Source organism: Bacillota bacterium (genome assembly GCA_024653485.1).
Classification (GTDB): Bacteria; Bacillota; SHA-98; order UBA4971; family UBA4971; genus UBA6256.
Genome location: JANLFY010000001.1, coordinates 50,195 through 74,486 on the forward strand (window position 1 = coordinate 50,195; position 24,292 = coordinate 74,486).

General features: G+C 63.7%; 18 protein-coding genes and 1 pseudogene. All 19 read left to right on the plus strand.

Features of this window, described 5'->3' with window-relative positions; translation table 11 throughout:
• Positions 1 to 112: 112 nt before the first annotated feature.
• The 19 genes and pseudogenes from NUW12_00200 (at position 113) to NUW12_00290 (ending at position 24,117) form a co-directional block, all read left to right on the plus strand.
• A complete protein-coding gene (locus tag NUW12_00200; GenBank protein ID MCR4401196.1) occupies positions 113 to 1,891 on the plus strand; it encodes a BamA/TamA family outer membrane protein in 1,779 nt (592 codons plus the stop codon).
• A 284-nt stretch (positions 1,892 to 2,175) separates the two neighbouring features.
• Positions 2,176 to 2,721, plus strand: coding sequence for an OmpH family outer membrane protein (locus tag NUW12_00205; GenBank protein ID MCR4401197.1), 546 nt, complete (start codon positions 2,176 to 2,178; stop codon positions 2,719 to 2,721).
• Between the two features lie 126 nt (positions 2,722 to 2,847).
• Complete coding sequence (locus NUW12_00210; GenBank protein ID MCR4401198.1) at positions 2,848 to 4,530, plus strand: hypothetical protein; 1,683 nt, start codon at positions 2,848 to 2,850, stop codon at positions 4,528 to 4,530.
• A gap of 95 nt (positions 4,531 to 4,625) precedes the next feature.
• Entirely contained in the window at positions 4,626 to 5,666 is a 1,041-nt protein-coding gene (gene lpxD, locus NUW12_00215) for a UDP-3-O-(3-hydroxymyristoyl)glucosamine N-acyltransferase (GenBank protein MCR4401199.1), read from the plus strand.
• Between the two features lie 148 nt (positions 5,667 to 5,814).
• On the plus strand, positions 5,815 to 6,450 hold the full coding sequence (locus NUW12_00220) for a YjbH domain-containing protein (GenBank protein ID MCR4401200.1): 636 nt from the start codon (positions 5,815 to 5,817) through the stop codon (positions 6,448 to 6,450).
• A 166-nt stretch (positions 6,451 to 6,616) separates the two neighbouring features.
• Complete coding sequence (locus NUW12_00225) at positions 6,617 to 7,576, plus strand: hypothetical protein (protein MCR4401201.1); 960 nt, start codon at positions 6,617 to 6,619, stop codon at positions 7,574 to 7,576.
• 17 nt (positions 7,577 to 7,593) lie between these two features.
• The gene (locus NUW12_00230) at positions 7,594 to 8,652 is read left to right on the plus strand and encodes an LptF/LptG family permease (protein MCR4401202.1); all 1,059 of its coding nucleotides are present in this window, start codon (positions 7,594 to 7,596) and stop codon (positions 8,650 to 8,652) included.
• Between the two features lie 4 nt (positions 8,653 to 8,656).
• Positions 8,657 to 10,972, plus strand: a complete 2,316-nt coding sequence (locus tag NUW12_00235) for a hypothetical protein (GenBank protein MCR4401203.1) — start codon at positions 8,657 to 8,659, stop codon at positions 10,970 to 10,972.
• A gap of 103 nt (positions 10,973 to 11,075) precedes the next feature.
• Positions 11,076 to 11,813: a hypothetical protein gene (locus NUW12_00240; protein ID MCR4401204.1), complete on the plus strand. Its 738-nt coding sequence runs from the start codon at positions 11,076 to 11,078 to the stop codon at positions 11,811 to 11,813.
• A 121-nt stretch (positions 11,814 to 11,934) separates the two neighbouring features.
• Positions 11,935 to 12,663: a hypothetical protein gene (locus NUW12_00245; GenBank protein MCR4401205.1), complete on the plus strand. Its 729-nt coding sequence runs from the start codon at positions 11,935 to 11,937 to the stop codon at positions 12,661 to 12,663.
• A gap of 129 nt (positions 12,664 to 12,792) precedes the next feature.
• Positions 12,793 to 15,462: a hypothetical protein gene (locus NUW12_00250; GenBank protein ID MCR4401206.1), complete on the plus strand. Its 2,670-nt coding sequence runs from the start codon at positions 12,793 to 12,795 to the stop codon at positions 15,460 to 15,462.
• Positions 15,463 to 15,614: 152 nt separating this feature from the next.
• Entirely contained in the window at positions 15,615 to 16,346 is a 732-nt protein-coding gene (locus tag NUW12_00255; protein ID MCR4401207.1) for an ATP-binding cassette domain-containing protein, read from the plus strand.
• A 198-nt stretch (positions 16,347 to 16,544) separates the two neighbouring features.
• The gene (gene lpxC / locus NUW12_00260; GenBank protein MCR4401208.1) at positions 16,545 to 17,438 is read left to right on the plus strand and encodes a UDP-3-O-acyl-N-acetylglucosamine deacetylase; all 894 of its coding nucleotides are present in this window, start codon (positions 16,545 to 16,547) and stop codon (positions 17,436 to 17,438) included.
• Positions 17,435 to 17,851 (plus strand): annotated as a pseudogene (gene fabZ, locus NUW12_00265) (3-hydroxyacyl-ACP dehydratase FabZ). The gene lpxC and the pseudogene fabZ overlap by 4 nt, the downstream one beginning before the upstream one ends.
• A 155-nt stretch (positions 17,852 to 18,006) precedes the next feature.
• Complete coding sequence (gene lpxA / locus NUW12_00270; protein MCR4401209.1) at positions 18,007 to 18,846, plus strand: acyl-ACP--UDP-N-acetylglucosamine O-acyltransferase; 840 nt, start codon at positions 18,007 to 18,009, stop codon at positions 18,844 to 18,846.
• A gap of 16 nt (positions 18,847 to 18,862) precedes the next feature.
• Positions 18,863 to 19,699 carry a UDP-2,3-diacylglucosamine diphosphatase LpxI gene (gene lpxI, locus NUW12_00275; GenBank protein MCR4401210.1) on the plus strand — a complete coding sequence of 279 codons (837 nt, stop codon included), beginning with the start codon at positions 18,863 to 18,865 and terminating at the stop codon, positions 19,697 to 19,699.
• Positions 19,700 to 19,704: 5 nt separating this feature from the next.
• Positions 19,705 to 20,850: a lipid-A-disaccharide synthase gene (gene lpxB / locus NUW12_00280; protein ID MCR4401211.1), complete on the plus strand. Its 1,146-nt coding sequence runs from the start codon at positions 19,705 to 19,707 to the stop codon at positions 20,848 to 20,850.
• Positions 20,847 to 22,337 carry a hypothetical protein gene (locus NUW12_00285; GenBank protein MCR4401212.1) on the plus strand — a complete coding sequence of 497 codons (1,491 nt, stop codon included), beginning with the start codon at positions 20,847 to 20,849 and terminating at the stop codon, positions 22,335 to 22,337. Before lpxB ends, NUW12_00285 begins: the two co-directional genes overlap by 4 nt.
• Positions 22,338 to 22,353: 16 nt before the next feature.
• Positions 22,354 to 24,117, plus strand: coding sequence for an ABC transporter ATP-binding protein/permease (locus tag NUW12_00290; protein ID MCR4401213.1), 1,764 nt, complete (start codon positions 22,354 to 22,356; stop codon positions 24,115 to 24,117).
• Positions 24,118 to 24,292 lie beyond the last annotated feature (175 nt).

Consider the following 24,292-nt stretch of genomic DNA (forward strand, 5'->3'; position numbering starts at 1 on the left):
GAACAGACTGCTGGAGGGCACAACAATTGTAAGGCAAGATGGGAAGGATTTACGTTTGGCGAGTCGAAATAGACTACGTTTTCGCGTGCGGCAACGAAGAGGAGGGACGAACGTGAGCCAGTTTTCCGGTCTTCAAGCCAAGAAACGTCGCATGTTTCTCGCAGCATTCGCCGCACTGGTGATCACGCTGGGCTTGAGCCTCGTGTCCGCCGGTGCGTTCGCACAGGTCCCGTCGGGTGAGAAGGTAGTCGCAGTGGAGGTCGACGGCCTGAAGAGCGTGCCGTCGGAGACCGTGATGGAAGTCCTCAAGGTGAAGGTGGGCGACACGCTGACGGAGCAGGCGGTCAGGTCCGATATGCAGGCTATCAATGACCTCGGTCTCTTCTTCAACGTTTCGGCGAGATTCCATCCGCACCTGGGCGGGATAAGGTTGGTGTATGAAGTCGTCGAAAACCCGAAGGTGAAGAGCATTGTCTTCCAAGGCAACGAGGCGGTCGCCACGGACAAGCTAGACTTGCTGATGAGCATAAAGCCCGGAGAGATCCTGAACGTCAGGAAGCTCAACGGAGACCTCGAACGCATCCTCAAGTACTACTACAACGAGGGTTACTCAGCCAGGTTCACCGACGTGAACATCTCGGAGCATGGAGACGTCACGATAGTCCTGGAAGAGCTTCGCGTGAGCGAGATCAAGATCGAAGGGAACGCGAAAACCAAAGAGTACGTGATCCGCAGACAGATCAAGACCGAACCCGGGGAGCTCCTGAACGTGAACAAGCTGCGCGAGGATCAGCGTCGGCTCGGGAACCTGGGCATCTTCGAGAGCGTTGACATCAAGTTGGACCTTGACGAGGCCAAGAAAGGGTACGTGGTGAGTTACGTGGTGAAGGAGGCCAAGACGGGGAGCGCCTCCCTGGGCGCGGGATGGAGCTCTGCGGAGGGGTTCATCGGATACATAGAGTATGCCGAGGACAATCTCCTCGGGAGGCAACAGCGGGTGAACATCAACTGGCAGTTCGGCGGAGGTCGTAACTCGTACGAGCTAGGGTTCTATGATCCGTGGCTTGACAGCCATCGCACGTCGTTTGGAATCAACCTCTACAACCGAACGTCGCGGGTGGGAAGGGACTGGGACGCAGAGCGGTATGAGTGGATAGGAGCGGGTGAGCATCCACAGAGCGTGACGTACAGCGAGCAACGCAGGGGTGGAAGCGTGTCGCTGGGACGTCCCCTCAATCTGGACACTCGCGTATCCCTCTCGCTAAGGATCGATGCCACTAAGCTCACGCCGCTGCCGGAGGGCGGAGAGAGCGAAGCCGAGTGGAGGTGGCTTGAGGGTAAGGACCCGAGCGGGGACACGAGGAGCCTGACCCTGTCGCTTGTCAACGATACGCGTGACCACTACATGAACCCCACGAGCGGGAGCTTCAAGCAGGCCTCCGCCGAGGTGGCGGGCGGGCTACTGGGCGGAGACTACACTTTCGGGAAGTATCAGGCCGAAGGCGGCGTCTACCGGGAGGTTCTCCGCAATCAGGTGATTGCGCTCCACCTTGCCGCCGGTGTTTCGACCGGCACGCTGCCTCCGCACGAGCAGTATCGCATAGGCGGCTCTGAGTCTATTCGTGGCTACGACTACGGGGAGTTCTACGGGGACAAGATGGTCCTCGCGAACGTAGAGTACCGGTTCCAAATCATCAAAGGTCTGCAGGGTGTCGTCTTCGTGGACACCGGCGCGACTTGGCTCAAAGACGAGCCCATGAGCCTGGCGGATCTTTCAACCGGGGCGGGGGTGGGAGTGCGGATAGACACTCCCATAGGAATGCTTCGGATAGACTACGGCGTGGGCAAACAAGGTGGCCAGGCGTACTTCGGTTTCGGGCAGATGTTCTAGATTCCTGGGTGCGCGTCTATGCGTGAGACCCTCCGTTTCCGGGGCGGTCGATGCGCGAGGCGACCCATCGAAGAGCCCTCATGAACCACGGGACCTCTCCAGACGCTTTGATAGCGCCATTTCGCTGGCAATTCGACAGGTAATTGGCAGCGGGACGCGGCGAGATTGCCTGGGGAGGTCCTTGCGGTAGAAGGGTGGCATTGCTATAATGGGCATGTCCCGAGCGGGCGGCCTTCCTCCAAGGCTGTCGGGGCAGTATGCCGCCGCGGAAAGGATGGATAGAGATGCTCAAGAGCTCGACGAAAGTGCTTGGTGTTCTCGTGATCGTGGGCGCCGCAATCGCTGTCATCGTGAGCCTCAACGGGTCTTCAGTGTTGCGCGCCGCTGGTGACTCGTCCGTCGTGGGGTTCGTTTACTCACCGAAGATAATCGCTGCCGTTGAAGGCTCGGCGGAATACTCGAAGGCGAGGAAGACCTACGAGGACTTCGCGCAGAAGCTGCAGAAAGACTATGACTCCCAGGCTCAGGGAATGGACGACCAGACCAAGAAGGCCAAGCTGGCAGAGCTTGAGCAGAAGCTTGCCGCGAAGCAAGTGGAGCTCAACAAGCCTTTCCAGGAGAGAATCCAGAAGGCCATAGAGGAAGTTGCTAAGAGCGAGGGCGTGTCGGTAGTTCTCAGCCAGCGCGTGGAGTTCGAGGCGTTCGTGCCGGTCCGTGGGAAAGACGAGCAGATCGTTGGATCTCAGCCTGCTCCCGTATCGTTGCCGATCGTGGTGACCGGCGGCAAGGATCTCACGGATCTCGTCATAAAGAAGCTAGGCGTTAAGTAGAGGTCGGCAAGCAGAGGCCGGCGAGTCCAGGGCGCGGCACTCACGCGTCTCGCCTCTGGCACTACAACGTACTACAGCCCGGCGGGCGGGTCGCGCTCATAGCCGCCCGCCGGTGGCGGTGGTCTGATGAAGCGGATGACCCTTGGCACAATTGCTCTGCTTGGAGCGCTTGCCGTGGTGACCGTGAAGCTACCCTCGTTGCTTGTTCGGCAATCAGGGGTGCGGATGGAGAGCGGCGCCTCGGCGGCCGGGGGGGATCTGCTGATTCTTCTCCCGAGACTCGAGAGCGTCTCACCCCTCGTCATAAACAAGGAAAGGCCTTCACTCCCCGACCTGTCTACCCTCTCGATGAGCGATCTCGCCAGCAGATGCGAGGACCCCCAAGATGCTCTCCAAGAGGCCCCGACTCCAGAGGAGCAAACTGACACTTTCCACGACAACGCCGCAACAGGGGGCGCCGACGAGGGCACGCGTTCCGGCCCTCTCGCCGGACTGCGAATACATAGTAGACCGGTGGATGATGTTGAATCGGAACGCGAAGGCGAAACGTGGAAGGCTTCGCGGATGAACGGGCTTGCATGGGAGCTGCCTTCCGCGTCGCCTCCGGCACCGCGAGGAGTCTCGGCCACTCCGCAGGCGCGAGGGGGCGCCGTTGACCACAGCGCGTCGGGCGCCTTGGCCTTGGGCAGAGCCGTGCCGATACCGAGTGCTGATTCGCCGTCTCGCGCTGCCACCGCCGGCTTGTCCGGCGACGTTCCGGTGGGAGCAAACGCGCGCCAAGCCTTCGTTGTGCTCGAGGAGGTCGAAAAGAGGCACCCACTTTGGGCGGAGCTGGCCGCGGTGGAGCAGGAGATCGAGGCCTGCGAAGCGGAATGGCGGCGGGAGGTTGACGCCTCCTACCTTACGGAGAAAGACATCCAAGAATGTTACGCTGCCGCAGAGAGGCTGGCTCTGGCACTTGCGACGCGCGGGAACGGTGACAGGGCCGGTGATGGCGACGTCCCTCGCCCCGAAGCCCTGATGAGCGAGATCGATGAGACCGAGGCGCGTCTTCGGGACGAGACCGAGCAGAGAATCGCGGCTTACGTCGCTGAGGTCAAGCAGAGGCTCGACGACGACCTCTATGCCGAGAGAGCCAGGCTCAACCAGGAACTCGACGCTTATAGGGACAAGACTCTGAAAGAATACTTCCTGTCACTCTTCAACGCCCAGCTGAGGCTGAGACTCCTCAGACTGTCCGAGGACGAACGCAAGGCCCTCCAAGAGAAGATCGCTAAGCTCACCGTGGAAATGGAAACGAAGATAGATTCGAAGGCCAGGGAGCAGGACGCTGTCTTCGAGGCGTACGCGCAAGAGAGGTGCGCTGCGGCTGAGGCCGAGATAGCGGCCATGCGGGCGAAAGAGGAGACCAGCCTCTCCGAAAGGATCGCCAAAGAGAGGGCGAAGCTGGAGATGAGCCTCGCCGAGGTGATGAAGGACTCAGGCTCCTCGCTGCGCGAGGGGACCCGGGAATGGAGCAAGGAGATAGTGAGGCGCGCAAGGTACGAGCTCGCGGCCGCGAGGGAGAGGATCGCCCGGGAACTGGCGGCGAAAGAGGCTGACTTCACCGAGCGGCACAGCAGGCTCCAGGCTCGGCGTGACGCGCTGCACAGGGCCATTTGCGACGACATCCGGGCGGCGGTCAGGGAACTGGGCGCGGACATGGGTCTTGAGGTGAGAGTGCTGGAGCGAGGAGCATCGCTGATCGCAGCGGAAGGACAGGCCGCGGACGTTACAGAGAGGGTGTTGGAGATAATTCGCAGTAGGTGAGTCCATGCTCTGCCGCGGAGCCCCGGTCTTGGTCGGAAGACGGTCATGAATGCTGGGGAGGGTTCTGCGGCTCTTCGCCGGGAGAGTTGATTCTGATGGAGACGCGCAGGGAGCAGACGCTTGGGGATATCGCGCGGATTGTCGGGGGGGAGCTCTTTGGGGACCCCATGGTTCTCATCACGGGGGTTTCACCAATCGACACCGCAGGTCCGGGTGAGATCACGTTTGCCGAGGACTCCAGGAGGGCCGTCTGCGCGGCCAAAGGGCAGGCGGCAGCGGTGGTCGTGCCTCGCGGAGTCAGGCTTGACGGGAAACCCTTCATAGCTGTGGACAACCCGAGGCTTGCGTTCGCCGAGGTCCTCGAGGTCTTCAGGCCAGAGCCTGGCGTGCCGGCAGAGGGCATTGACCCGCGTAGCGCCGTCGACCCGACTGCGATCGTTTCGGCGCGAGTGAGGATCGGGCCGAACGTGACTGTTGAGGCAGGGGCGACCATCGGCGAGAAGGTCGTCCTTTACCCGGGTGTATACATAGGTCGCGACGCGACTGTGGGAGCCGGTACGGTCATCCACCCCAACGTGGTGGTCGGGGAGAGGGTCGTCATCGGGAGGAACGTCATCATCCACGCCGGTGTTGTCATAGGTGCCGACGGTTTCGGGTACGTGGAGTCGGGTGGAGTGCGTCACAAGATCCCGCAGATAGGCACGGTCATCATCGAGGATGACGTGGAGATCGGCGCCAATGCGTGCGTGGACAGAGCAACGATGGGAGCCACAGTGATCGGCAGGGGTACCAAGGTGGACAACCTGGTGCAGATCGGTCACAACGTGAAGGTCGGTGAGGACTGCGTCATTGTCGGCTTAACGGGTGTGGGAGGGTCAAGCGAGATAGGTGCCTCGTCGACCATTGCCGGCGGTGTGGGGGTCAAAGACCATGTCAAGATAGGGCCTCGCAGCGTCGTTGCGGCACACGCCCTGGTTTGCACGAACGTGCCGCCGGGAGCATTCGTCTCGGGAAGCCCTGCCCGCCCACACCGAGAACAGCTAGCTATCGACGCGGCCGCGCGCAAGCTGCCCGAACTCCTGGAGCGCGTGCGCTTGCTGGAAGCAGAGATCGAGGAGATGAAGAGAGCCCGCTGATGGTTTGAGTGACTGCCCGAGGTGCGGCTCCGGCGGCGCAGCCATTTGGGTTTATTTGTTATCATGGGTCAGGGTTTCTAAGACAGGAAATCGAGGTCCACCAGGCGAATGATCCTCCAGACCATGTAGGAAGGAGGGTCATTCGAGCGTGAAAAGGACCGTGATCGCCGCGGCAGTCGCACTGACGCTTCTCGTTGCAGCTGTTGCGGGTCCCTGCGGCTACGCTTCCACCACGTACACCGGCGAAACCGGGCTGTTGCTCGCGCCATCCGCGGATACTCTCGGCGCGAACGCGTTTGCCATCACATATGGTCGCCTGGGTCTGGCGGATGTCGTGTCGGTCGGGGTCGGACTCACACCCAACTTCGAGCTTGGCGTGGGTTCCGCCGGGTCGGGGCATGGGGCCTCAGTCTATCCCCTGCTCAAGCTGAGGCTCGTCGGCGAATCCAGCGACATGCCTGCGGTCGCCGTGGGCCTCGAGGACGAGGCTCTCTACGTCGCCGCGAGCAAGAGGCTATCTGCGCGGGGAGCTCGCGCGCACGTCGGGTTCGGGTCCGGGAGGTTCGACGGGCTGTTTGCCGGAGTTGACCTGGTGCTGAACCCCGTGGCCATATCGAGCGGGAGATCGTCCGGGTTCCCTGTCACGACAGTGATAGGCGAGTACGTGGGCGGAAGCTTCAACGTGGGTGCCAGGTTCGAAGTCGCGAAGGGCCTTGCGCTGAGCCTAGGTCTCCTGGACTTGGACACGTTCTCGGCTGGTGTGTCGTTCAAGATGAAGTTCTAGCGGACTCCACGCTGGAGCCAGGACGCGGCCGCGACCGCCGTCGTGAGACGGCGGTCGCGGCTTGTTTCGCACCGGCGCACCGTCTGGCAACTCAAGGGAGAGGTTCCAGATCGCGCGAAGGAGGGATCCGCGCACACAAAGAGAAAAAATACGAGGGGGGCGGCTCATGGCGGGACCTCGCACGTGCAAACGTAGACTCGCGTTGTCTCATGGCTTGGTGGTTGCCGTGGCCTTGGCGGGGGCGGTGGCGGGGGCCCTGCTTGCTTGCGACGACGCCAGCGCGTGCGTGGGCGCGCGACCGCTTGCGATGGGAGGCGCGTTCATAGCCGTGGCCGATGATGCGTCCGCGGTGTATTGGAACCCCGCCGGCCTGGCATGGTCCGTCCAGCGTCAGGTGAGTTTGACGTCCACCTTGAACAACCGGGACATCTTCAACTATGACGAATTCCTGGCGTACGTGAGCCGTGCTCCGTCAGCCCAGTGGGGAGCGGGAGTCGGCTACGTCAAGGAGCACGTCGGCTCTCTGGAGGGACGCGGAGGGTACAGCGCGTCGAGGTGGCTCGTGTACTCGGCGGGGTGGTCGGTCCTGCCCTCCCTTTCCCTAGGCGCGAACCTGCGATACGAGACGCACGCCCGCCGATCCGCAGGGTCCGGTCTTGTCCTGGGATCGCGGTGGGGCCTGGACCTCGCTCTTCTGTGTCGGGCGAGTCCCGAACTGTCTATTGGGCTGCTCCTGCAGGATGCGGGGATCTCGCCGATCAGGTGGGGCGATGGCTACGCGGAGACGGTGCGTGTGAACGTTCGCCCGGGGATCGCGTATAAACCCGACCCCGCTACAGTGGTGGCCGTTGATCTCTACGACGTTGGAGCGCTGGCGCATGCGGACCAGGAGGGAACAGGCGGCACATTCGCGATGCGGGCGGGAGTTGAACGCCGAGTGTGGGGCGGACTTTCGGCGCGCCTGGGTTACTACGGGATTTCTCCGACCGTGGGCGCCATCACGTGGGGAGTGGGCTGGGACGCGGACGCGTGGCGCGTGGACTACGCGTACCTGGGCGCCGGAACGGTACCGGGGCACCCGGGTCTAGGCGGGACGCACCAGATAGGGGTGACGCTCAAGTTCTGAGGATCGTGGACCGCTACGTGGCAAGGGAGTTCTGCGGCCCGTTCATCGCGTGTGTAGGCGGGTTCGTCATGATAATGCTAGCGGGCCAGTTATTCTGGCTTGCTGAGCTTATCATAGTCAAGAAGGTCGCGGCTTTGGCGGTGGCGAGGATGCTCCTGTACAAACTTCCCGACGCCGTCGTCCAGTCGCTTCCCGTGGCCACTTTGTTCGGAGCTCTGCTCGCCGTCACACGTCTTTCCAGGGACAGCGAGCTCTCGGCGTTGAGGGCGAGCGGCGCCCGCATTCCGAGGCTCCTCCTTCCGCTGCTTGGTATCTCCTTGCTCGTGAGCGTCCTCACGTTTTGGCTCAACGAGCGGGTTGTTCCCTGGACCAACCATCAGTACGAGAACATTGTGAGGAAGCTCGTCCTTCAAGAGGCGCTCCCGTCGGTGGAAGAGAACGTGTTCTTCAGAGGGACGCAGGACAGGTTCTTCTATGTGCGGGAAGTACACGCGGATGATGGCTCCCTCCGCGACGTTATGATATATGAAGTGAGGAGCGACAGGCTACCGAGGATAATCACGGCGCGGCGTGGCTTCGCCAAGGGCACGATCTGGATCCTGGAGGACGGCGTGGTTCACGACCTGGACAGCGATGGGTACGTCGCCTACGAGGCGCTTTTCAAGGCCATGACTATTGAGATGGACCAGGGGCTCGAGTCCTTCTTTGGCGAACAGAAGACCCCCGCCGAGATGAGCCGCGCGGAGCTCGGCGAGCACATCGCGCTCTTTCGCCGCAGCGGCATAGAGGTGAACGCCCTTGTGGTCGATTACGACCTCAAGCTCTCATTGCCCCTTGCCTCATTGGTGTTCGTCTTCGCGGGCACACCTTTGGCGATCACCGGGCCGAGGTCCGGACGGCTCTTCGGCGCCGCGGTGAGCGGGGGTGTGGCGTTGTCCTACTATGTCTTGTCTTCCGTCCTCCGCTCCCTCGGGTGCAACGAGGTTCTCCCCCCGCTCGCGGCGGCTTGGATCCCGAATGTCGTCTTCGCAGCCGCGGGAATGCTCCTAATGATGCGCAGTGAGAAGGTGCGATGAGCTGGTGAAGACGAGGTTGGGACGGGCTGAGGCTTCGGCGGACTCGAGCGGGTCCGTGCGCGGTCTGGGAGCGACCCGGGCTTGTGGGCGAGGCTGCGGGGGATCTCGCCGCGGGGCGGCGGGCAGCGTGCCGGTCTTGCATCTCTTCTCGGCTCTCGTCGCTCTCCTCGTCGTTATCGTCCCAGTGTCGACCGCCGGGAGCGCGATGGCCTCTCCGGGACAGCCGGACCCCGCACGCCTAACCGCCGACAGGGTTACGGTGGACATGGAGACGAGGCGCGCGTTGGCAGAGGGCAACGTTCGCCTGGTTCACGGCGACGTCCAGATCGCGTGCGACCGGCTAGAGGTCGATACATCGTCGGGAGACCTCGTCGCTGATGGGAACGTGGAACTGCGTGACGGCGACGACGTTGTGAGAGGCGATGCTCTCCGGTACAACCTCAGGACGAAGAGTGGAAGCGTCAGTCGGGGCAGGGCCACTGTCACCGGAGACGGCATGAGCGGTGAGTTGTACGTGTCGGGGGAGGGGTTCGATGCCGAGCCGGGCAAGATTACGGTCACGAACGGCATCTTCACCTCGTGCGACTTGGAAGAGCCGCACTACCACGTGGAGGCCGGAGAGATAGAGGTGTACGTGGATGACAGGATAGTCCTTCGGAACGTGTCGTACTGGGAGGGCAAGCTCCGCCTTTTCCATTGGCCGTACTTGGTGCTGCCGATACGTGAGGAGAACAGGTTCGAGCTGCCGAAGATAGGCTACGGCTCGAGCGAGGGATGGTTCGTGAAGACGGCTTACAACTACTACCGAAGCGAGTCTTCCCGAGGCTCCCTCCACCTTGATTACCTCAGCAAGCTGGGCGTGGGTGCCGGCGTGAAGCATCTGTACGAGGTGGATCCCCTCGGCAGCGGGTTCCTATACGCGTACGGGGTCGCCAATCGGCTGACACGGCACGTGGATTCCAAGTTTGAGATATCCCACGACATCTCACTAGGAAAGGAGACTCGGGCGCATCTCGGCCTTCGTTACGGCGACGCCGTGTCGTCCACGGGCGTGTCCAACACGGAGCTGAAGGGCGTCTTGGAGCTGGATCACAGCGACGAGAGAGGTTTCATCGACCTCGTCGTCGAGCGGACGGCAAACCGCGGCGAGAGGCCGAAGGATGAGACACGGGCGTCCGCGAGCGCAAGGCGCAAGTTCGAGGAGGGGCTGTCTCTCTCGGCGAACGCGGCATACCTCGATTCGCGCGCCCTCGAGGGGAACTCGGAGTCAAGCGAGAGGTTCCTCAACTACAAAGCGGATGTCTCGAAGGACACTTCGCTGGGTTCCATACGCGCCGTGTGGGAGCAGTACGTGAAGCCGAGCGAGCGTGAGGAGCAAGAAGAGGAGGGCGAGGTTGAGCCCTTGCCCTATGAGGCGATAGGGCGAGCCCCCGAGGTGACCTTTGAGAGCAGACCATTCGTCGTCGGGGGCCTTCCTCTCAAGCTGCAGCTGGCAGCCATTTACGGCAAGTACGCCGAGAGGCCTTCCGGATGGGCCGGCCCGGGAGTGGTGAAGGCTGCCAAGACGGGACTTGCGCTGCGCGCGCCATCCCAGTCATACGAACTGTCGAAGAGCACGCGAGCCACGGTGTCGGCCGGGATCGCCTTTGACAGCTACACGACGGGCGACAGCCGTTACGTCGCATCCGCCAGTCTCGGAGTGGAGACCAGAGCCTTCGGGGAACTCCTGCGGCTCAAGGGCGGCTACGAGTACCGCGGCGTGTTCGGCGAAACGCCTTTCGCCTTCGACTCGGAAGGCCGCAAGGGTCTGCTCACCGGCAGCCTGAGTCTTGCCCGCAACCCTGTTACCGCCTCAATCGAAGGCGGGTACGACCTCTACACCCGGGTCTACAAGGACCTAGTGGGGCGCGTGCGCGTGTCACCGGGACGCGAGTGGGCCGTCGAAGGATGGGCGAGCTACGACCCGAACGAAGCCGCGATGAAGGAGGTCGTTGGAAAGATCGAGATCTCGGCGTCGGAACGCTGTACCGTCAAGGTGGGAGCGAGGTACAGTTTCGCGGCTCAAGCGTTCGACAGGGTGGAGAGCGATGTCGATTTGTCCATCGGGGAGGCGTGGAAGCTGCAGTGCACAGTGGTGTATGGCGGCCCGTCCAAGAGCGTGCTGCGGGGGAACGTGGGCGTGACTCGCGATCTTCATTGCCGCGAGCTCAAGCTGTCTTACAGCTACACCGACAACCAGGTATGGCTGGAATACAGGATCAAGGCTTTCCCGTACGAGGGTGTGCGATTCGGACTGGGGGACCAAGGCATATTGTTCTGACGCGGCGGGGGGTTCTCGACTCCGCTCGTCCGTCCGGGCAGCCAGACGGACGGCCGCACGCTTGACGCTTGACACGGGCCCTGCGCCACGAGCGTTGTGTCGGGTGGATTCGAGCTCCCTCACGATAGCGGCGCTAAGGACGGAGGTGGGCGAGGTGCCGAAGACCATCAAGTTGGCGATGATCTGCCTTGTTTTCGCGTGCCTCGTTGCCCTGGGGGCGCTCCTTCTTAGACCTGCGCCTCCTGAGCCGCCCGCGCCGCCCGTTTCCCCCGATGCCGCTTCAAGCAACGGCCTCACCTCGGGCTCGGGCCCGGGCGCGAGCCCGAGCCCGGGCTACGATGGTACGCCGGGGTCCGGCGAAGGGTCAGGCGTGGAAGCGACCGAGGAGCCCGGTTCCCCAAGCGCGCCTGGCATCTCTGTGGAACAGGGACGATTCGTCGGAAGGTCCGGCGGCGAGAGGCGTTGGGAGTTCGATGTGGACGAGGTGCGCGTGAAACAGGGAGAGAGCCTCGTGGTGTTGGAAGGCATCAGAAACGGGGTCCTTTACGACGACGGACGACCCTGGATGCAGTTCTCCGCGGCGCGGGGCGTGGCGGACGCGTCAACGAGCGACCTCGAGCTCGAGAACGTGCGGTTCTCATCCGGAGAGGGCGACACATTGACCGCGCGCACCCTCACTTGGTCCGAGAGGGACCGGAAGGTTATCGTCGAAGGGGACGTTCGTGTGGAGCGCGGCAAGGGCTCTTTGTTGCTGTGCGATAGGGCGGAGTACCATCCGGGCGACAACACGCTCGAGGCGGTCGGCAGAACGACCGTGGAGATAGAGATCCCCGATGACTAGATAGGCTGCGCCAGAAAGCCGCGCGAAGGGCCGCGGATCGAGCCGAGGCTCGCGAGGATGGAAAGGAGGGTCCGTTGCTGTGGCCGGACACGCACGTGCTGCAAAAGGAGGAGTCTGGACGATGAGAATCGCTCTCCTCGCGGTGCTCGTCGCTCTAGCGGCGCCCTGGACCGTTGCGATGGCCGCGGGTGAGAAAGTCGTGGTGACGGCGGACAAGAAAGTCACCATCGACTTCGATTCGGACATAACCGTGTTGGAAGGGAACGTGAAGATAACGTACTCCGATGTGGTCATCACCGCGGAGCGGGCAGAGGTCAAGGACAGGAAGATCGCCACGATCACCGGGAATGTGAGACTCGTGCAGCCGGACATAGTGCTGACGGGAGACGTGCTCACGGCGCATATCAGCGAGAAGCGCGTGGTGGTCGAAGGCGGCGTCACCCTCACCAAGGATGAGGAGAAATCGGGAAGCACGGGCGCGAGCAGCGCGGGAACCGCCAAGGCGAGCGGGAGCGGGAACAGCGGAGGCGGCACGGCGGTCACGAGCGGGTCGTCCAGCAAGGAGCGGGTCGTGGTCACGTGCGACCGGATGGAGCTCCAGACGAACACTCGAGGGTTCGTGGCCTCCGGCCACGTGGAGATGAAGCGCGGAGACACCCTTGCCCGCGCGGACCGTGCCACGTATACGGAGAAAGACAAGCTTGCGATCCTCGAAGGCAACGTGTTCGCCAAGGGCAAGAACGACGAGACGGTGAAGTGCGGCAGGTTGCTCTTCCGCACCGACCGGGATCACGTCGAGGCGCTCGACAACGTGACTCTGGAGTTCGAGGTGGAAGAGAAGGAGGAATGAGTGGGAACCGTTCCCAAGGCAGACAGCACTTTGGTCCGCCAGCTCCTCGGCGCCTGTGCTATAATCGGGTGAGGCCGGCGCGGCCTAACGGCGCGGCTGAACGTTGGAGGCGAACGTGGGAGGCGGCCCATGCTTGCTATGGTAAGGGAGGGCTTTGGGAGGGACATCCTCGTCGCCCTCATCGCTACGGTTGTTTTGGGCGCTGCCGTGTCCGGCGGCGTCGCGGGATTGGTCGATACATACCTCGGCAGACAGGTCACGGGCGTTTTGGGAGACCTGGGCGAATACGACCTCATCTTGCACGTGAGGCAGGACTCTCACGACGCCGCGCGCTCGGAGATCTCCAAGGTGCTTTCATCATCGTACGCGGGCGCGCGCATCAAAGAAGGCCCCACGGTGATCGGGCGGGCCAACTTCTTCATCTCCCTTCCTGACGAGCTGAGAAATCGAGCTGGGATAGAGGGTCTCGCCCGCGCGCTGGGAGATGTACCGGGCGCGAGCGGCGTGACGTTCATAATCGAGCCCTGTCTCAGCATTTCCGGGATCGAGCCAGGGGCGTTCTACTTCCTGATGAGTCAGGTGGAGAGACTCCCAGGGGTGAGGTTCTGCTTCAGGGACGGCAGCAGCATAGCCGTGGTGCTTGAATCCACCTCCGACATCAGACGAACATCGGAAGCCCTGGAGACTCTGCTCAATCGCTACCGTGTGGTGGAAGTCAGGTTCCCCATAGGGCAAGAGCTCGAGGACTCCGTGGCTGCAGGGCAGGCTTTCGCCGAGGACCTTTCGTCCTCAACCGGCGCGAGCGCGAGTCGAAGCGTGACTCCGGGAGCGAGTTCGAGGGCGAGGACCGACGCGGCGTTTGCCCGGGACATCACGCGACACGGGGCGAGCTCGGATCTAGCCGATCTCACAGCGACTCTCAACGAGATGAAGCGTTTCCTCGAGCATTATGCTGCCAAGGTCGCGATATCCCTCAGCTCGGACGCTCCGCTTCACTCAGGAGACCTTGTGTTCCTCGAGGCTCCTACGGCTTCGCCAGGGTCGCCGGGAGAAGGTGCCGCGACGCGCACCGGCGTCGTGGTTCAGGTCACGCAGATCTCCGGCGGTGAGGCGACGGGGCTGGTCATAGAGGGCGACACGGACACGCTGGGCTTCAAACAGTCAGAGGAAACGGGGCAGCGTGCGCAAACGCGGCCCCCGACCGTTACCCTGAACGTCGACTCTTATCGCACCCCGTCAGTCGCTGCGTACCTTGCAGACTCCGATGGGCGACCCCGGAAGCGCATCGGCACCGCCTACGTTACGAGCGAGAGCAAGAGACTGGCGCACATGGTCGACGAGAGCATCCGGCTCCTCCGGGAACTCGAAGCCTTCCGGGAGGATGCGTACCAGGCATCCATCTCGGCATTGGACATACTGGGCATGTACGACACGACCGTGGGCCGCCTGGTGAATGTCCAGAGGGCACTCGAAACGGCGTCCGATGCCCTCGGGTCGTCGCGGGACGGCATGTTGGGATGGCGAGAGGCCGCGGCTGTTGAGAAGGCCTTGAGTGATGCCATGGGAGCCGTGGCGTCCTTGAGGTCCGCTCTTGACAAGATTGGCTCCTTCGAATCCCGGGCGAAGGAGGTGCTGTCTCTGGTCTCATCCACAGCGAACCTTCTCGGGCAAGACACGGGGACAAGCGGTGCAGGCGACGGGGACCCGCTGCCTCCTACCGTCCGGCAGAATGTGGCTGCCCTCCGAGCTGCGCTCGAGGTCGCGGGCGTGAAGGTCGTGGAGAAGGCAAGGGCAATAGACGACTTCGTGCGCCGTGCGAGCCCCGTAGCGCAGGATCTCGCGGACTGGGAGGAGAGACTCTCGGCCGTCGCCGAGCAAGTCTCGGGCGTGAGGGCCCTCCTCGCGAGCGGTCGCGCCGGGTTGGTGGTGATGGACATGCTCAACGCCACGAACACCGTTCTTTCGCAGCTTCAAGAGATGGATGCGGGGCTCATGGAGGCCCAGGTTCGCGAGGTTTCCGAGGATCTGAGCTCCATCCGGTCGGTGGACACGAGTTCCATAATACGGGAACTCGAATACGTCAAGGCATCGCTGCCAAATCTAAAGGACGACGAGGTCGGGCGGTCGATCCGCCTCATCGACAGGTACATCGGCGGCGAAGTCATACCGGGCGATAGCCTCCAAGTCCTGGTTGACAGGAGCATCGACGCTTCCACTGCTCGGAAGGCAGCATATCAGCGGTTCGGCTCTGACGTGCGTGTGTACGTGAGCCCGGCGGGAATCGTCGAGCCTGGCGTGAGGAGCGAAGTGTACAGGATTCTGCGAGAGGCCAGATCCACCGTGGCGGCCCTCGTGTCCTTCGTGTTCACCCTCCTCGTGCTCGTGCTGGACCACGCGGCCATTGTGAGCGCCATCAGGGAGCTCAGGCGCGAGAGGGCCGCCAACGGAACGGGCGGAGCGCTCGCCCGCCGCGTGTTCGCCCGTCTTTACGATGCGGGTTCCGTCTATGCGGCGGCGATGGGCGTCTTCATCCTGGTTCCGGTGTTCGCGGCCTCAGGGGCTCAGGTGCCGGGCATGGGGCTCATCCACGTGGCGGCGGTAGGGGCGGTCATGGGATACCTCGTATCGCTCGAGAGCGAGAAGATAAGCCCCGCTTCCAGCGACGAGATCACCGCGGGCCTCGTCATGGGCCTGACGCACACGCGTGTGATGCGTGAGATAGTCGTGCCGGCATCGAGACCGGGCATAGTCGCTCTCTTGAATCGCAGGAGAGTCATGCTGAGGGGGATGAAGGGATGATGGCTCGAGCGAGCGCCAACCGTGCCTCGAGGGGAACGGCTGCGACGACCGGGAGGCCATCTCCTGACTGCCCTCCAAGGAGAGCGCCGAGGGGAGCGTTCGTGAGCGACGCCGTGCCCGGTGCCGTGCCAAGCACAGTGGGCTGCGAGCCCATTCTCATCGTGGACGGCCTCGTCAAGCACTACGGGAAGACTCGCGCCCTGGCTGGCGTGGACCTTAGCGTCTCGAGAGGTGAGACGGTGGTCGTGACCGGCTCGAGCGGGTGCGGCAAAACCACCCTTCTCCGATGCATCGTGAGGCTGGTCGAGCCCGACGCAGGGCGCGTCACGTTCGAGTCGCGCGAGATCATGAGCCTCCCGTACCCCGAAATCCTCGGGGTGCGCAGGAGGATCGGCTTCGTCTTCCAGCGCTTCAACCTGATCGCCCGGCTTTCCGCTCTCGACAACGTGGCCCTCCCGCTGGTTGGGGCGGGCGCTTCGCCGGACGAGGCTCGAGAGCGAGCGAGGAGGGCGCTGGAACGAGTGGGACTCTCGGGGTCGGCTGCCCGCCGAAGGCCGGCGGAGCTTTCAGGGGGTGAGGCCCAGCGTGTGGGCATCGCCAGGGCGCTCGTCACCGATCCGGTCTTGATGCTGTGGGACGAACCTACCGCGTCCCTCGATCCGATCCTGGTCGGTGAGGTCCTGGACGTCATGGAGGATCTGGCGAGGGTCAGGGACACCGCGATGATCGTCGTCACCCACGAGATGAGGTTCGCGCTTCGCGCTGCGGACCGTCTGGTTCTGCTCGAGCGGGGAGCCGTCGCCGAGGAGGGCCCGCCCGGAGAGGTCTTTGCGAACCCGCGGTCGGAGACGGGCCGCAAGTACCGGAGGCTGCTCCAGCTCTAGTCTTGGCTGCGCGAGGGTTCCGGCTCCAGGAAGAAGGCTCCGCCGGCTTTGGCGAGGGCTCCGCCGGCTTCGGCGAGCTGGAGGCGACGCGGCGCTGCGGGCTCCCATCCCTCTCGGGGGGAGGGCCAGGCAGGGAATCCTTCGCCGGTGTAGAACTATCGAGTAAACTCGTCGGGTGTCGACAAGGAGTGGCGGGCTTTGGATGCGCGGTGCCTCGAGCGGGGGACGCGCCAGACCACGGTGTCGAGGCAGGTTTCGTACCGCGGACGGGGCCTTCACACGGGCAGCCCTTCCCGGGTCACGATCCGCCCGGCGCCGTGTGGCACGGGCATAGTGTTCGTCCGTTGCGACCTTCCGGGACGTCCCACGATCCCGGCGAGCGTGGAGTTCGTCGGGGTTTCGTTGCGAGCGACCGCGCTTGTGCGAAACGGCGTACGAATTCTAACTGTGGAACACCTTCTCGCCGCCGTTGTTTGGGGAGGAATCGACAACGCCCTCATAGAAGTGGATGGGGAGGAGATCCCTCTCGGAGACGGAAGCTCGCGCGTCTTTTCGGATCTGATTGACGAGGCCGGGATCGTCGAACTCGAGGGCGAGCGCAGGGATGTGAGGGTGCGGACACCAGCGTGGGTGGTTCGCGACGGGGCGTGCGCCATAGCTCTTCCCACAGAAGGGGAATCGCCCCAGGTGAGCTTCACGTTTGTAGCCCCTAGGCCCGGAATGGCATCGGAGCACGCGGACTTCAAGGTCACCCCCGAGGTGTTCGAAAGGGAGATCGCTCCCGCCCGTACCGTCGGATTCGAGTGGGAGCTTGCCACGCTGCACGAGAGGGGCCTCGCCCTTGGCGCGACGGTGAACGATGCTGTCATTGTGGGCGAGAACGGCTACGTCGGCTCCGCCAGGTTCGCCAACGAGGCCGCACGGCACAAGGCCCTCGACCTGTTGGGGGACATGGCGCTTCTCGGCAGGGTGTCGGGGCATTTCATAGGCATAGGCTCGGGGCACGCCATGCACCATGAGCTTGCCAAGGCCGTCGCCCGTGACGCCTGGCGCGGGACGGATGGGATAGGAGGGGCGCCAAGCCAGTCATGATCGATTTGAGGGGAATTCAGGAGGTCTTACCGCACAGGTACCCGTTCTTGCTGGTCGACCGCATAGTCGGGCTCGAGCGCGGCAAGCGCGCTGTGGGCATAAAGAACGTCACCGCCAACGAGCCGTTCTTTCAAGGCCATTTTCCAGGCAATCCGGTGATGCCCGGGGTGCTCATATTGGAGGCCATGGCGCAGGTCGTGGCGTTCGCTGCGCTGGGCACGGGGAGCGCGCCGGGGAAGGTTCCCTACCTGGTGGGCGTGGACAGGGCGCGGTTCCGGAGGCCCGTCGTGCCCGGGGACCAGGTGCGCCTCGAGGCGGAGCTCGTGAGAGTGAGGGACGATTTCGGCAGGGCCGCCTGCTCCGCTTTCGTCGATGACAAGCTGGTAGCAGACGCGGAGATGACTTTCGCGCTGGTGGGGATCATCCAGGATGGCGCCGGCGAGGGCTCCGGATCACCGGCAGGCTTGACTCCCGGGGCATGCGCCGGAACGACCGCGGGAGCGGACGGCGGGACGGCATGCGAGGGACGGAGCGAGGCCGAGGCTACGAATTCGAAGGGGGCGTCCTCATGAAAACCGCCCAGACCCCGAGTTTCCGGATCAGGAAGATCCATGAGACCGCCATAATCCATCCGACGGCGAGGATAGGGCAGGACGTGATCATCGGACCGTACTGCGTGATAGGCGAGGATGTGACCATAGGCGACGGGTGCAAGCTTGCGAGCCACGTCGTCATGGAAGGGCCGACCACGATCGGCAGGAACTGTGCCTTCTCGTCGGGGGCGAGGATCGGCGTGGAGCCTCAGGACTTCAAGCACAACGGCGAGAAGACCGCGCTGGTGATCGGCGACAACAACGTCTTCCGCGAGTTCGTCACGGTGAGCCGGGGCACTGTCTCAGGCCACGGGGAGACGCGGATCGGCGACAACAACATGGTGATGTCGTACGGCCACATCGCCCACGATTGCCGTGTGGGCAGTCACACGATCATCACCTCCGGAGCCGCGCTGGCAGGCCACTGCACTCTCGAGGATTATGCGATCGTGGGAGGCATGGCCGGCGTGCATCAATTCGTGAAGATAGGCAGGATGGCCATGATCGGCGGCATGGCCAAGGTGACAAAGGACGTGCCCCCTTACATGTTGGTTGACGGAAACCCTGCGCGAGTGATCGGCGTGAACGTCGTGGGCATGAGGAGGAACGGCACACCTCCCGAAGTGCGCGAGGCGGTGCGGCGCGCGTACAAGATCCTGTACGAATCGGGGCTCAACCTGTCCCAAGCCATCGGAAGGATCGAACAGGAGCTTCGAGGGAGTGATGAGATCGACCATCTCGTGCAGTTCCTAAAGACTTCCACCAGGGGCATCATCGCGGGTCATCCTCGCGAACCCCGCGCCCTGCAGGACTGAGAGGCTGGCGGGGCTGATGGCCGCGGCAGCGTCGTCCAAGCTCGGGCTCATAGCGGGCGAGGGGGAGCTAGCATCCTTCGTCGCAAAGAAAGCATCCTCTCTCGGGACGGAAGTGATCGCGATATCCCTCACCGGGAGGCTCGATCCGGCGGTGCAGTCGGCTGCCGCCAAGGTGTACAGGGTCGATCTCGCGGATGCGCTCTCAATAGTGTCAATTCTCAAGGCAGAGTGTGTGACCGAAGCCGTAATGATAGGCAAGGTCTGGCGGGCCGAGGGATTTCGGCACCGAGGGCCGGCGGCCGCGGTCGAAACGGTCGCGCGCGGGAAGCCCCACCGCACTGATGTCGAGATCCTCCTGGGTTTTGCAGAGAAACTGGAGGAGGCGGGCATCGTCCTCGTGAGCCAGCTGCGTTATCTGGACGACGCACTGCCGCAGGAGGGTGTCCTCGGGTGCCGCGCCCCTTCCCCGTCTGAATGGCAAGACGTCGAGTTCGGGGCGAGGATCGCCCGGCTGGTCGCTCGAGCCGGAGTCGGCCAGACGGTGGCGGTGAAAGACGGGGCGGTGGTGGCCGTGGAAGCGGCCGAAGGCACCGACGCGATGATACGACGAGCGGGCAGGATCGCGTCCGGATGCGCCGTGGTGAAGGTGTCCTGGCCCGGCCGGGACGAAAGGTTCGACATACCGACGGTGGGACCGGGTACCATCGAGGTCATGCGGAAGGCCAAGGCTACGACACTTGCATGCGAGGCCGGCAGGACGATAATCGTGAGGAAACGCGACACGATCGCTCTGGCTGACGAGGCGGGCATCGCCTTGGTAGGAGTATCGCGGATGAGAGGCGGGAAGGCTTGAGGGTCATGATCGTGACCGGGGAGGCGTCCGGCGACATGTACGGAGGCCGCCTGGCAGAGAAGCTCAAGGTCTTGCGCCCAGGCATCGATCTCTTCGGGCTGGGCGGGAAGTTGATGCAGGCCGCCGGTGTGCGCCTGCTTTTCGACCCTACCGGCCTTTCCGCTGTGGGCTTCGCCGAGGCACTGCGCAGTGCGGTTGCGCTGCGCGAAGTTCTCGTCGAGGCCAGACGAGCCTTGAGTTCGGAACGGCCCTCGTGTCTCGTTCTAATCGATTTTCCGGAGTTCAACACGAGACTTGCCGGGGAGGCTGCCAGACGGGGCGTGAGATCGGTGTACCTCTTCCCTCCGACGGCATGGGCGTGGCGTCGAGGCCGCGCCAGGCGAATTGCGCGAACGGTCACGAAGGTCGCTTCGGTGTTTCCACTCGAGGCCGAGGTGTACCGCGAAGCAGGCGCGAGTGTGGAGTTCGTGGGCCATCCTCTTCTGGACCTGGTGAGCCCGGCCGGGCTTGCCGACAGACAGGCCGCCAGGGAGGAGTTAGGATTGGGAGCAGGCTCGAAAGTGGATACCAACGCACCGATCGTGGGTCTTCTGCCGGGAAGCCGCGCCCAAGAGATGAGGCTGCTCCTCGCGCCGATGCTGGAGGGCGCGGTGAGGATCGCTAGAGCGAGGCCGGGGGCTCGGTTCGTGCTACCTCTCGCTGAGACAGTGCCTGACGAGGCGGTCCGAAAGGCCGTCGCGGCTGTTGGCCTTCCGATCCGGTTGGTCCGGCGTCAGGCGCACGAGTGCATGGCCGCGGCCGACGCGCTGGTGGTCGCGTCGGGCACGGCCACGCTCGAGGCGACCATCGTGGGGACACCGATGGTTGTGGTGTACAGAGTGTCTCGGTCCACGGCAGCGCTGGCGAGGCTTCTCCTGAAGATACCCTACATCTCGTGGCCCAACATCCTTGCGCGACAGCGCATCGTTCCAGAGCTGCTCCAAGGCGAGGCCACCGGGGAGCGCATCGCACGCGAAACGTTGAGGCTCCTGGACGACCCGGCGTCTGCCGACGAGATGATCGAGGGCCTGGCGAAGGCCCGCACCGCCCTTGGCTCTCCCGGCGCGCTGGAGCGGGTCGCCAGACTTGTTATCGAGGTGGCGCGGGCATGAGCCCGGGACGCGAGAGCGGAATTCACCCGCATGGGTGCACGGTAGGGCGACGCGCGGCGGTGGTCGTCGTGGCCAACAGCCCCGGGGAGATCTCGGGTTGGGCGAGACCTGTCGTGGCAAGCCTGCGTTCCCTCGAAGCCACGATCGCGCCTGCGTTTGGCGGGCTCGGTGTGGTAGTGGTCGTGCCGCCGTGTCCGTTCGCGAGCGGGCGGGAGACCGAGGTGGCCGCAGCCATCGAGGGCGTGGACGCCGTTGTGGCTCCATCGGAATACCTGAAGTATGCGCTTTTCGGCGTGGTTCCGAAGGGGCTTCGGCCGCTTTCTGGTAGCCCTGGCGTCGTAGTGCACCTCGGGGGCGACCCCATGCATTCAGCGCTCCTTTCGAGAAGGCTGGGTTATCCGGCGGTGCTCTACACGGACCGCACGGCGGGGTTCGTGGGAAGCTTCGTCCGGTTCTTGGCCGAAGATGCTCGCGTCGAAGCCAAGCTGCGGAAAAAGGGCGTGCCGGCGGACAAGATCACCATAGTGGGAAACCTCATGATAGACGGCGTGGAAGCTCGCGTGGATCGGGCTGCTGCGAGGGCAGAGTTGGGAGTTACGGCAGGCGCTCCGCTGGTGTGCCTGATGCCGGGAAGCCGGAGACAGCAGATATCTTGCGCCATGCCGTTCTTCCTGAGGGTAGCGGAGATCGTGAAGAAGTTCCGGGGTGACGCGCATTTCGTTGCCGTGCTATCGCCCTACGTAGGGCCCAGCATGGTGAGCGCGGCTCTGTCGGCCTATGCGGCGGGCGCTGCCGCGTCGTCGAGGGCCGACTCGAGGCAGACGCACGTGGAGCAAGGGGACCGGTCTGGCGCGGACCGGTCTGGCGCGCGTTGGGGTTCTGGACACGGCTGGCGCCCCAGTCGGAGATTGGAAGGGGCTCGTGGCAGGCTCGTGCTGCTTGACAGCGAGCACGATGCGAGCGCCGCGCGCGCGCCGGAGCCTGCTTACCTGATAGAAACGGACGAAGGCGTGGCCGTGAAGCTCGTGGCCAGACACCGCTACGGGGCAATGGCCGCGGCCGACGTTGCCGTGGCCATGCCGGGAACTGTCACGGCTGAGCTTGCGTTTCTGGGGGTGCCGACGGTCGTAGCCGTTCCGACGAACATGCCGGAGGAGGTCCCGCTGCCGGGGTTGCCGGGGCTCCTCGGAGCGATCCCATATGTCGGACGCTATCTGAAGCGTATCGGCGTTCAGAGAGCGCTCGAACGCATCGAGTTTACTGCGATTCCCAACAAGCGACAGAGGCGTATGATCACTCCCGAGGTGAGGGGGATCATCGGAGCCCAGGACGTGGCCATCAAGGTTTTGGAGCTATTGCAGGACGCGAAGGCGCGCGGTAGAATTGCTCTGGAGTTGAGACAGGCGATGGGCCAACCCGGGGCATCCCTCAGGGTGGCCTCTGTGGTCCTCGAGACGCTCATGTCGACGGGAGGCAAACGCGATTGAAAGAAGGTAGAGGCCGTTGAAGCGGGGCGGCCAGGGTCCCCTCAAGAAGCTGATCACGGTGATGCTGCCCTACGCCCACGTCTTTGCGGGCGGCCTCGTCTGCACGATTTTCGCGGGCCTATCCAATCTCCTCATATACTGGGTTGTCAAGGAGCTCATAGACAGGGTTCTTACAGGGCCCGACGCGGTGGGACGCGCCGCCATGCTCAACCTCGTCGTGGTCGGGATTCTCGTCTTGTTCATCCTGAAGGGGATCGTGTCGTACGGTCAGGTGTACCTGATGGCGTTCGTGGGCCACAGAGTCGTCGCCGATCTTCGGGAGAGGATATACGGCCATCTCCAGCGTATGTCCCTCGGTTTCCACGAGAGCAGGCGCAGGGGCGAGATGATATCCCGCGTCACCAATGACGTGGCAATAGTCCAGGCGAGCGTGTCTTCGGGCATGGCCGAGCTTTTGTCGCAGCTGGTCATGCTCGTGGGCATCGCGGGTCTCATGTTCTACCTGGACTGGAAGCTGTCCCTCGTGACGGTGGCGATAATGCCGCTGGTCGCAGCGGTGGTGGGGAAGGCCGGCAACAGACTCCGCAGGATAACCGGGCTCATACAGAGCACGATCGCAGACGTCACATCGGTTCTCCAGGAGACTCTGGCCGGGATCAGGATAGTCAAGGCCTTCACCATGGAGGCCCACGAGATGGAGCGGTTCCGTCGCGAGAACGAGGGCAATTTCGCGGCCTCGCTCAAGGGCGCGAGGGTGAACGCAGCCGTTGGGCCCGTGGTCGAGTTCCTATCCGTGATCGGGCTCGCTGCCGTTCTGTGGTTCGGCGGGCGCCAGGTCATACGCGGCTACCTGACCCTCGGCGAGTTCATGGCGTTCCTTGGCGCGGTTGGGACGGCCCCGACCCCCCTAGGGCGCCTGTCGGCCACCTACGGAGCGTTTCAGCAGGCGTTGGGTGCCGCCGACCGCATTTTCGATCTGCTTGACGAGGAACCAGAGGTGGAAGACGCCCCGGGAGCCGTTGGGCTGCCCTCTACCATATCCGGCAGGGTGGACTTCGAGGACGTACACTTCGCCTATCGTCCTGACGAGCCTGTCCTGAACGGCATCAGCTTCACCGTCGTGCCAGGCGAGATCGTGGCGCTGGTGGGGCCGAGCGGCGCCGGAAAGACGACGCTCATCAACCTGATCCCGAGGTTCTACGACCCGTCGAGCGGGACCGTGCGCATAGATGGCTACGACCTGAGGCGGTTGAGACTGTCGTCGCTCAGGCGTGCCATCGGCTTGGTGCCGCAGGAAACCGTCTTGTTCAGCGTGAGCGTGGCGGAGAACATCGCCTACGGGAAGCCGGGCGCGAGCGAGAGAGAGATCGTGGAGGCTGCGAAGCTGGCGAACGCTCACGATTTTGTGATGCGCCTTCCCGACGGGTACGACACTCTCATAGGGGAACGCGGGGTTATGCTGTCCGGCGGGCAGCGTCAGAGGATCGCCATTGCCAGGGCCGTTCTGCGCGACCCGCGCATCCTCATCCTGGACGAAGCCACGTCGTCCCTGGATCCCGAGTCGGAGGTGCAGGTGCAGGAGGCGCTCGCCCGTCTCTTCAGAAACCGGACGACTTTCATCATAGCCCATAGGCTCTCAACGGTTCGAATGGCCAACAGGATCCTGGTGATCGACGGCGGCAGGATAGTCGAGTCGGGCACCCACGACGATCTCATGGCGCTGAACGGGCATTACACGAGGCTCGCTTCCGCCAAGTTCTGCGAGGAGCAGGTGATATAGGCGGGGCAGCGGCCCAGGCGGAACACCGAGGGTTCCCAAGACCGCGGGCTCTCGCCGCCATTGCTCAAGCTGCCGATTGCCAAAGCCGCTGACGACTGCGGAAAGGCTTCGGCCGCTCGGGGTGGCCGCGGACCCGTGACACAGCGGTCGGACCAGGCACAGCGGACGGAACGCA